Here is a 9,648-nt window from a genome sequence, read left to right on the forward strand (position 1 = left end):
GATCGGCTCTCAATCGATATTGCAGGCGTTTGGCACCCTGTCGTGCCTCGCACAGAATTACGTCTAGGTCGCACTCGTCTATAGGGTTCATTGCATCAGCCTTTGGCAGGTTACTTCCCCACCCAACCTGATGTGAACGACCTGCCGTTACCTGTCGTGAACCTCCTGCAAACCTTTCCCGAACCTGTCGCCCGTCTCAGAAGACGCTGACATCATCACAGCCGCATTCGAGCCGATAACCGACGTTCCGCACCGATTTGATGGTAAGCCGACCCGCGAATGCTCGCCGCAAGCTACTGATGACGCTTGTGACCTGTTCGTCATTTCGGTCACCGTGACCCACCGCATCGTGGATCGCCGTTGCGAGTCGGTCCCGGTGCACAAATCCGGCTTCAGCTGTTGCCTCGGCAGCCAATGCGACTATCACTGCAAATTCCCGTCGGGGAAGGGACAGGTCCACATCATCCAGTGACGCGACATGACCGTCACAATCCACGATCAGACGTGCATTCTTCGACTCCCCGCCCCACACAGGAAGCGCATACAGACGTCCTTCATTGATCAGGGTTGGGAGACCAATCACCCTGACGCCGACGGCCGACATCTGCCGCATGACGGCCGTCGGCAGCCGGGGGTTCATTGGGGCCACGAAGGTATGGCGTGGTGCCGGATCGTGACCTCTGGCAATCGATCCATGCTTCATCGCATTCACTGGCCCGAGCCCGCGCATCAGATGAACGGCTTCTCTGCGCGCGCCTTCCCCGCGGGACCCGAGGTAAGTCAGGCGATCGGTGATCGGTTCGATTGGCGGACCCGCGAGTTGCAGATCGCCTCTGATCAACCGGGCAAAAGCGCCAACGTCGATACAAAAACTTCGCAAGTCCTGCAGATCAACCTGCTCAGATGCGTCACTCCCGTCGGGGGACACCAGGAATGTGCGCCCTTCGATCTCCACGACCACCGCGCCGTCGATCTCATCCGGGATCGCCTGTTCCCGGATGAGACCGTTCGCAATCAGATAGCGAAATTCAGCTTCTGAACCATCTAGATCCGCAAGCCCAAGGGAGCGCGGGGGGTGCTGATCAATGAATCGTATTAGGGTTCGCAGAACGAGATGGATCATGCAGCAAACCATTCTGTTGCAAGTGGTCGTAGATCGTATCCTCAAAGGTTTGATCGTGAATGCTCAGGATGTCGGGCGGCTGCATACGAACCGGCACCCTGACCTTTCTCGAGCCTGGACAATCAATATGAAACATCAACCGGACCGACTTCAGAGAGAGGCCTGTCAGGCTTGAATTGCCGAGCGTCGAGCCCAGACGCTTGACCGCATTATGGTCATCGCCCATTTTGATGTTCCATGGCGACATGCGTCGTCCGCCACCCGCTTGGACGCGACCATCGTCAGCCTGCACATCAACGATTGAGACAGACGATACGGTGTCGTCCCAGCCCGTCATGAATGTAAAGTCGGCACCCTGCGATTGAATGGGCTGCAACGTGTAGAGTGTTTTGGCTGCAGCGCCGCTGAAGGCATCCGGCTTTCCAAGCAAATGCAGCGCGAAAAGAGCGACCAGCATCTGCGCGTCTGTCATCGACTCTGCCGCAACCTTGATCCTGCCGGTCTTTTCGGAATAACGAATGACGTCTTCGCTGATTTCGCGATACGATAGCGTCTCCTCGACACCATTTTCCTCAACATTGGCCGTCTTTCTATGGCGACCATGCGATACGATGACGCCAATCCATTCATTGTCCGGATACCACCGGACGTCGCAGAAGTTGCCACGGTATTTGTCCAGGAAGAATGCTTGAGCCGCAGATCGGAAGTCTTCCATGTGAAGAAAATCGTCATGGCGACTGCGGATGCCCATGCATGCAGCGCGACGCTCGAGCATGCGGGATGGCGTCCAGAGGAGGCTCAGATCCGCAGCCCTGTCAAACAAGGAACGGTGATCGAGGTATGCTGCGAGCGCGATTGACCGAGTATCGAGGCATTCGACGCTACCTTCCGAACTTGCATTTGTTTGCAGATCGACTTGCTGAAGTTGCGCCTGTTCGATGAGAATGCGCGCGCCGATCTGACCGGAGAGACGCTGGATACGATGCAGCGCATTTCGCAACTCCATCGGGAAATGATTTTCAAGCCCAAACAACTCAAAAAGGTCGTCACGCTTTTCACTGTCATTTTCTGGTAGGTCCGACCAGTTCAAGCCGATTGCACTGAAATAAGGTTCGAGTAGTCGTCTTAACAAATTAATCTTAGCGGTCTTGAAAAATGTACGATTGGCAAATTTCTGGACCCGACCGGCCATAGGCACGCTCCTTGCTTTTGAATTGAAATGACTGTTTGGTTCAAGCCAGATCGGGGATCGCAATCACGTCTTCAAGGGGCGCGGTAAATATACCGTGTTGATCGACCCCAAGCCGTTGAAAACGAAATAAACAATTTTTGCGAGTCAAGAGACTTCCATCTCCGTACTGGATCATTTGGCGGAAATCTGCCGGCAGACCAAGGCTCAGCCCTACCCAGCGAAGTCAACCCTTCGATACTGCTGGGACGTTTTCCGGAGTCGGCGAGTAGATACCTGTATGTCAGCATCAGGTCCCAATGCCATTTCACCCCACCTCATGTCGCCGATGGAACGCCGCGCCGCGTTGTGCCGGATCCTCGCCCTCGGGCTGATCCGGGTGCGGGCACGCCAGTCAAGCGAACTATCCGCAGAGACTGGAGAGAGTTCGCTTCACTCCACTGGCCACCTGAGTGGTCATGCAACTCCAACGCACCGGAGAATCGCATGACCCATGACCCCATTCCCGCGCGCCTGGCCGCGCTGAAGACAACGCCGACGCCCGACCTGAAGGCGCAATGGCGCGATCTGTTCAACAGCGAGCCGCCACCCTTCAACCGCCGCTACTTGGAATCCCGCCTGGCCTACCGCATCCAGGAACTCGTCTACGGCGGGCTGAAGCCCGAAACGGTCCGCCGGCTCGAGCAGCTGGGAGAGGAGCTGGACGGCGGTGACAAAAGGAAGCGCGGCCTCCGCGCCGACCGCGGCCGCCCCATCACCGGCACGCGGCTGCTGCGCGAGTGGCAGGGCACCGAACAGATCGTCACCGTGACCGCGGACGGTTTCGAATGGCAGGGGCGGCCCTACAAGTCGCTGTCCGCCATCGCCCGCGCGATCACCGGCACACGCTGGAACGGCTGGGTGTTCTTCGGCCTCAAGAACCACAGGGGGCGGAAATGACCAGAGTGCCGGAACCATCGAAGGTCGTCCGCAAGCTGCGGTGTGCGGTCTACACGCGCAAGTCGTCCGAAGAAGGGCTGGAGCAGGAGTTCAACAGCCTACATGCCCAGCGGGAGGCCTGTGAGGCCTACATCGCCAGCCAGCGGTCCGAGGGTTGGGTGCTGGTCCGCGACCAATATGACGATGGCGACATCTCCGGCGGGACGCTGGAACGCCCTGGCCTGAAACGACTGCTGGAAGACATCGAGCACGGGCTGGTCGACGTGGTCGTCGTCTACAAGATCGACCGTCTGTCGCGCTCGCTGATGGACTTTTCCAAGCTGGTGGAGGTGTTCGACCGCAACGGCGTGACATTCGTCTCGGTCACCCAATCGTTCAACACCACCACCTCGATGGGGCGGCTGACGCTGAACATCTTGCTCAGCTTCGCCCAGTTCGAGCGCGAGGTGACAGGCGAGCGCATCCGGGACAAGATTGCTGCATCGCGCCGCAAGGGCATGTGGATGGGTGGCTGTCCCCCGCTGGGGTACATGGTGAAAGACCGCAAGCTGATAATACGAGAAGCTGACGCCGAACACGTGCGCTGGGTCTTCGCCCGGTTCATCGAGATTGGCTCGGGGACGGTGCTGGCGCGTGAACTGGCCGAACGGGGTGTCACGACCGCGCGCGGCCATCGCATCGACAAGAAGTTCATCTACCGGATGCTGAACAACCGGGTCTACATCGGCCAGGCGGTCCACAGGGGCACCAGCTACCCGGGCGAGCATGCAGCGATCATCGCCCAAGACGAATGGGACAAGGTTCACGCCATACTGACGGAAAGCCCCCGCAAGCGCGCCGCGCGCACCCGCGCCGACACGCCCGCGCTGTTGAAGGGGCTGCTCTACGGCCCAGACGGTGCGGCGTTCTCGCCGACCCACACCCGCAAGGGCGGGCGGCTGTACCGCTACTACGTCAGCCAGACGGTTTTGAAGCATGGTGCCGGATCTTGCCCGGTCGGCCGGGTGCCCGCCGGTGAGATCGAGACCGCCGTGATTGACCAGCTCCGCGCCGTGTTCCGCCAGCCTGAGATTGTGGCGGGCACATGGAAGGCCGCGCGCGCCCACGACGACGACATCAATGAAGTCGACGCTCGTGCGGCGCTGCAGCAGCTTGACCCGCTATGGGACGAACTGTTCCCCGCCGAGCAGGCGCGTATTGTGGCGCTGCTGGTCGAGCGCGTAGATATCGGCACAGACGGGCTCAACTTCCGGATCCGGATGGACGGTCTCGGAGACCTCGCGCGAGAGATGTTGGCTGGCGACATGGGGGCGGCCGCATGACCCGCACTACGGCGGTCCCCGAGACGGTCACAATCCACGTGCCATTCCACGTCGTGAAGCGTGGCGGGCGGAAGGAAATGCAGATGCCCGAAGGCGCTGCACAGCCGCGCAAGACCGATAGCACGCTGCTCAAGGCGCTGGCCCGCGCATTCCGCTGGAAGCGGATGCTGGAATCCGGCGAGTTCACGACAATCGCCGAACTGGCCGCGCGCGAGGGCATCGCGCCGTCTTACATGACCCGAGTCCTGCGGCTGACCCTGCTCGCGCCCGACATCGTTGAGGTCATTTTGGACGGAAAGCCAGCATCAGATGTTTCGTTGGCGCGGGGACTGGAACCCTTCCCGTTAGAGTGGGATTACCAGCGGCGTAGCTTTGATTGAGCGACGTGAACGGCCCACAGGAGACATTCTCCGGGCCGCCTCATGCCGCGGTGCGGCTTTCCCGGACCGGTCATCTGGGCGTCGCGCAGCAATTCCAAATCAGTGTTGACGGCAGCGCAGACAAAGCTGCCATAACTCCTCTGCCCCGGTAGCCCGGGCTATTCACACCCGTCGCAAAAGATAGAAGGCTGAGGCGAAAACGGTCCAGATTTAATTCAATTTGTCGCAAACGATTGCCAGGTTTCCAGAGCGATGGTGTAGCATTTTACATAGTTGGCGGTTTCGGCGGCCATTTCAACATCGGGAGATCCGCGATGGTAGAACACGCACGCCACGACGCTTGGCAGGCCGGCGACAGCTACGACGCCTACATGGGACGCTGGAGTAACTACATCGCACCTCTCTTTCTCGATCTGCTCGCCGTGCCGCGCGCTCTCGACTGGCTTGAACTCGGCTGCGGAACCGGTGTCCTGACCAAGGCCATCACTGACCTATGCGATCCCAGCAGCGTGATTGCACTCGATCCATCGGACGGATTCATCGCCACTGCCAGACAAAAGGTGACCGGGGCTCATGTGACCTTCCGTGCAGCCAATGCCGAAAGCCTCGCAGGAATGCCGTCAGCCAGTTTCGACGTCGCGGTCTCAGGTTTGGTGCTGAACTTCGTGCCCGACCGGATCGCCGCGCTGCGGGAGATGAAGCGCATCACTCGTCCGGGCGGGACCGTTGCCTTTTATGTCTGGGATTATCCGGGAGGCGGCGTTGAATTCATGCGGGCCTTCTGGACAGCAGCCGTCGCCCTCGATCCGAAAGCTGGCGATCACACCGAAGATAAGCGCTTCCCATTCTGCACCGAAGAGGGCCTGCTTGGTCTCGCTCGCGATGCCGGGCTCGATAAACCAACAGTTACCAGACTCGAGGCTATCTCCATCTTCTCGGATTTTGAAGATTACTGGCAGCCGTTTACGCTGGGCGCAGGACCAGCGCCTGGTTACTGTGTCAGCCTGTCGGCCGAAGCCCGAGAACGGCTCAGGGGCAAGCTCTCCGAAACTCTGCCCCGACAGCATGACGGTTCTATTTCGCTCAGGATTCGGGCTTGGGCTGTGATTTCTCAGGTTAGTTGATGTCCGGAAAGGCCTGCAAGCCGGCTTCCGGGCCGCGACGAATCCGATAGTTTTCTGCCAACCTCCAGCGTCAGGTGCGGCCCAGAGCAGACCTTCCAGCCATCCACGGCGGACTGGCAGGACGCCCGTCGTGCAACATCTCGTGGCACATCCGCCGATGAAGATGTTGGTCGATGGTGCTGCTATTGCAAGGAGAGCAGGCTACTATTTTATGGGCAAACTCAGCTAATAGGGCTTCTGCGAAATCAATGGCGGGACGGAAAGGTTGATTTCTGCTGCGTATTCTGTGCAGAAGGCAACAGTATCGCACGGACCCGGTGAAACTCCGGGTGGCTCTTCCGGCCGCCGATCCGCCGGACAACCCTGTTGACCTCAGTCACATCGCAGCAACGCACCGCTCCGCCACAGGACCTTGCGCGCTTTGGGTATTATAAACACATGATTTCTCTTTCCGACTATCGCCAACAATGGTTTGGCAACATCCGTGGCGACCTGCTTGCGGGCGTCGTCGTGGCGTTGGCCCTTATCCCTGAGGCTATCGCCTTTTCCATTATCGCGGGCGTGGACCCCAAAGTGGGACTTTATGCCTCGTTTTCCATCGCGGTGCTGATCGCCTTTGTCGGCGGACGACCCGGGATGATCTCCGCCGCGACTGCCGCCACCGCAGTGCTCATGATCACGCTGGTGCGCGATCATGGCCTTGAATACCTGCTGGCGGCCACAGTGCTGGCCGGGCTGATCCAGATCGGCGCGGGATTTCTGAAGCTGGGGCGCTTCATGCGTTACGTGTCGAAATCGGTGATGACCGGGTTCCTGAACGCGCTTGCGATCCTGATCTTCATGGCGCAACTGCCGGAGCTGGACCTGAGCAGCCCGGGCGTGACCTACCTGACCTACGCGCTGGTGGCGCTGGGGCTGGCGATCATTTACCTGCTGCCGCGCGTGACCACTGCCGTGCCTTCGCCGCTGGTCACAATCATTGTGCTGACCCTGCTGGTCACGCTTATGGGCTGGGATGGGGTGCGCACCGTTGGTGACATGGGGGCGATGCCCGATACGCTGCCGGTGTTTCTGATCCCGCAGATCCCGCTGAACCTCGAGACCTTCCTGATCATCCTGCCCTATGCGCTGGCCGTCGCCGTTGTCGGCCTGCTGGAAAGCCTGATGACGCAGAACATCATCGATGACCTGACCGACACCAAATCGAGCCGCGATCAGGAATGCATCGGGCAGGGCATCGCCAATACCGCCACCGGTTTCATCGGCGGCATGGCGGGCTGCGCGATGATCGGCCAGTCGATCATCAACGTCAAATCCGGCGGGCGCGGGCGGTTGTCGTGCTTTACCGCCGGGGTCGTGTTGCTGATCCTCGTGGTCGGTCTCGGTGACCTCGTCGGCCAGATTCCGATGCCCGCGCTGGTCGCGATCATGATCATGGTGTCGATCGGCACGTTCTCCTGGTCGTCGATCAAGGCGCTGAGGGTGCATCCCCGGTCGTCCAGCGTCGTGATGCTCTCGACCGTCGTCACGGTCGTCTATACCCACAACCTCGCCATCGGGGTTCTGGTCGGCGTGCTTTTGTCAGGCATCTTCTTTGCCGCCAAGATCGCGCAGCTGTTCCGCATCACCACCAGCCTGTCCGACGATGGCCGCACCCGGACCTACGTGATGGAAGGCCAGCTATTCTACGGATCGGCCGAGGATTTCATCGACGCGTTCGATTTCCGCGAGGCCCCGGACAAGGTCGTGATCGACGTCAGCCGCGCGCAGATCTGGGACATCAGTTCCGTGCAGGCGTTGGATTTGGCGATCCTGAAGTTCCGCCGCGAGGGGGCGGAGGTCGAGCTGATCGGCATGAACGAGGCATCGCGCACCCTCGTCGACAAGCTTGCCATTCATGACAAGCCCGGCGCGATGGACAAGTTGATGAGTCACTGAGGGAGGAGACCGAGATGGACAACAAGATACTCGCACTGCTGGATGGGTCGGACTATTCGCACAGCGTCTGCCACCACACCGCCTGGATCGCGCAGAAGCTGGGGTCCAGCGTCGATGCGATGCATGTCCTCGGTCGCCGCGAGGGTGGCCAAAAGACAGACCTATCGGGCAACCTTGCCCTCGGCGCGCGCACCGCACTGCTGACCGAACTGGCGACGCTGGACGAACAGCGCGCAAGGCTGGCACAGGCGAAGGGCCACGCGATCTTGGAGGATGCCAAGGTGATCCTGGAACAGGACGGTGTCGCCGGGGTGAAGCTACACCTGCGCAAGGGCGACCTGCTGGAGGCGGTGCAAGCTGTGGAAACCGGCGTCCGCGCCATCACCATCGGTAAGCGCGGCGAGGCACATGGATATGCGGACGGTCACCTCGGGTCGAACCTGGAACGGATCATCCGGGCGTCGAAGGTGCCGGTCTTTGTCGCCTCCCGCGCCTTCAAGCCGATTTTCAAGGTGCTCGTGGCCTATGACGGCAGCGCAAGCGCCAAGGTGGCGATTGACCGGATGGCGGGCAGCGCGGTGTTTGCGGATCTGCCGCTGACCGTGCTCTGCGTCGGGCAGGACGCGGCAAAGGTGCAGGCGACAGCGGAACAGGCCGTGGCAAAACTGCAGCGCGCCGATGTCACCGCCACCGCCCTGACGGCCAAGGGCGAACCCGAGGACGTGCTAAAGGACTTGGTCACGACTGAGGGTTTCGATTTGCTGGTGATGGGCGCCTATGGCCACAGCCGGATACGCAGCCTGGTGATCGGATCGACCACCACAGCGATGATTCAAACCGCAGGCATCCCGGTGCTGCTCTATCGTTAAAGACCTGCGGCATGCGATGCTGCCTGATGCTCTGCGTGAGGAAGGATCTGTTGAAGCGTCATTCTCATGGGTCATTGAGGGCATTCGCCCGTAAAAATCTTGACCTGCCTCGATGACCTATCAAGTCTTTTAAAGTTCGACGGTGAATGTCCGCTTCCCGCCCTTGATGACGCTCGCTGCAATGCAGCATGCAGAACGATCTCACCCGGCTTTTTGTGATTGGTGACGCTTCCGATTTCAGGTCTATCTGACCGAACGACACTGGAGTCGAAGTGCAGTATTTTCACCAGGAAACCTCCATAACAATCAAAGACCTACAGGCTCTGCACTAAAACGGCGCAGTCATTAGCTTCAGAGAATATCGGCCCTGAGAGAAGGACTTCTGGGGTGCTGTCAGACTAATTCGAACCAGTCTCAGTTTGCCGCGAAACGTCGTAACCTATGCCGAACAAAGTTGACGCCACTCGGAAAGAGCAGCGGCTCGGTTCAGCTTAAAGTTATGTCGTGAATAGAGATGGCGCTCCTGGTTAAAATGGTTGTGGACCGAGGCATGGACTGCGACGAATTTCTGCAAGGTATTCATGCGCCGAAAGCGGAGCATCGCCCGTTCTCGCCTTCGAAAGGACTGGTGTGAATTCTCGCCCCTGTTGTTGAGCCAACGGCCAGTTTCTTGTCGGCCCACATTGCCGATCTCTTTCATGGCAGCGCCATACGAACGCAGTTGGTCGGTGACGAGCACTTCAGCCTTGCCATGGCGTTTCATA

The 9,648-nt window shown here is 59.7% G+C and carries 9 protein-coding genes and 1 other annotated feature; of the genes, 6 read left to right on the forward strand and 3 right to left on the reverse strand.

The features are described from left to right. Positions 1-196 precede the first annotated feature (196 nt). The gene (locus ACOI1H_RS21285; protein WP_422439995.1) at positions 197-1,123 is read right to left on the reverse strand and encodes a hypothetical protein; all 927 of its coding nucleotides are present in this window, start codon (positions 1,121-1,123) and stop codon (positions 197-199) included. Then, positions 1,083-2,315 (reverse strand): hypothetical protein, encoded by a 1,233-nt coding sequence (locus ACOI1H_RS21290; protein WP_422439997.1) that lies wholly within the window; start codon positions 2,313-2,315, stop codon positions 1,083-1,085. Before ACOI1H_RS21290 ends, ACOI1H_RS21285 begins: the two co-directional genes overlap by 41 nt. A 483-nt stretch (positions 2,316-2,798) precedes the next feature. On the opposite strand from ACOI1H_RS21290, the gene ACOI1H_RS21295 reads away from it, so the two are divergent. The 6 genes from ACOI1H_RS21295 to ACOI1H_RS21320 all read left to right on the forward strand — a co-directional run bounded on the left by ACOI1H_RS21295 (position 2,799) and on the right by ACOI1H_RS21320 (position 8,884). Next, a complete protein-coding gene (locus tag ACOI1H_RS21295) occupies positions 2,799-3,251 on the forward strand; it encodes a DUF2924 domain-containing protein (RefSeq protein WP_422439999.1) in 453 nt (150 codons plus the stop codon). Continuing rightward, entirely contained in the window at positions 3,248-4,573 is a 1,326-nt protein-coding gene (locus ACOI1H_RS21300) for a recombinase family protein (protein WP_422440000.1), read from the forward strand. The genes ACOI1H_RS21295 and ACOI1H_RS21300 overlap by 4 nt, the downstream gene beginning before the upstream one ends. Beyond that, positions 4,570-4,953: a hypothetical protein gene (locus ACOI1H_RS21305; protein ID WP_422440001.1), complete on the forward strand. Its 384-nt coding sequence runs from the start codon at positions 4,570-4,572 to the stop codon at positions 4,951-4,953. The genes ACOI1H_RS21300 and ACOI1H_RS21305 overlap by 4 nt, the downstream gene beginning before the upstream one ends. A gap of 314 nt (positions 4,954-5,267) precedes the next feature. Further along, entirely contained in the window at positions 5,268-6,077 is an 810-nt protein-coding gene (locus tag ACOI1H_RS21310) for a class I SAM-dependent methyltransferase (RefSeq protein WP_422440002.1), read from the forward strand. Positions 6,078-6,384: 307 nt separating this feature from the next. Then, positions 6,385-6,440: a sequence feature (sul1 is cis-regulatory element that is thought to sense ions involved in sulfur or methionine metabolism; They are found in Alphaproteobacteria), on the forward strand. 75 nt (positions 6,441-6,515) lie between these two features. Next, positions 6,516-8,015: a SulP family inorganic anion transporter gene (locus ACOI1H_RS21315; RefSeq protein WP_422440003.1), complete on the forward strand. Its 1,500-nt coding sequence runs from the start codon at positions 6,516-6,518 to the stop codon at positions 8,013-8,015. A 14-nt stretch (positions 8,016-8,029) separates the two neighbouring features. Next, positions 8,030-8,884: a universal stress protein gene (locus ACOI1H_RS21320; protein ID WP_422440004.1), complete on the forward strand. Its 855-nt coding sequence runs from the start codon at positions 8,030-8,032 to the stop codon at positions 8,882-8,884. A gap of 439 nt (positions 8,885-9,323) precedes the next feature. Here ACOI1H_RS21320 and ACOI1H_RS21325 read toward each other — a convergent pair. Then, positions 9,324-9,648, reverse strand: a 325-nt coding sequence (locus tag ACOI1H_RS21325; RefSeq protein WP_422440005.1) for a DDE-type integrase/transposase/recombinase, incomplete at its 5' end; no start/stop codon positions are given.

It is taken from the genome of Loktanella sp. DJP18 (genome assembly GCF_049310965.1).
Taxonomy (GTDB): Bacteria; Pseudomonadota; Alphaproteobacteria; order Rhodobacterales; family Rhodobacteraceae; genus Loktanella.